Consider the following 421-nt stretch of genomic DNA (forward strand, 5'->3'; position numbering starts at 1 on the left):
ACTTTTACTTTGCCGGTGTCGACAAGTGGCTCTTCGACGTGGCCGTCACCGTCAACGACTGGTGCATTGACCTGGCCACCGGCGTGCTGGACACCGAGCGGACACGTGCAATGCTCCATGCGTATCACGCTGTGCGCCCGTTCACCGATGCCGAAACGCGGCACTGGCAAGATATGCTGCGCGCTGCTGCGTACCGCTTCTGGGTCTCGCGCCTGTGGGATTTCTATCTGCCGCGCGATGCCGAACTGCTCAAGCCGCATGACCCCACCCACTTCGAGCGCGTGCTGCGCGAACGGGTTGGCGCGGGCGCCCTGACTCTGGATCTTCCCCAACCATGCAACTGATTGAAGTACCGGCCAAGCAAGGCTACGTCTGGCTGCGCCAGGGTGCGTGGCTGTTTCGCAAGAACCCGATCGGGTTC

Annotated in this window: 1 pseudogene; it reads left to right on the plus strand. The window is 62.5% G+C overall.

Going from position 1 to position 421, the window contains the following annotated elements:
- Window positions 1–344, plus strand: a pseudogene (locus tag D7V93_RS44175) (hypothetical protein); the annotation flags it as partial.
- Window positions 345–421 lie beyond the last annotated feature (77 nt).

It is taken from the genome of Corallococcus llansteffanensis (assembly GCF_003612055.1).
GTDB lineage: Bacteria > Myxococcota > Myxococcia > Myxococcales > Myxococcaceae > Corallococcus > Corallococcus llansteffanensis.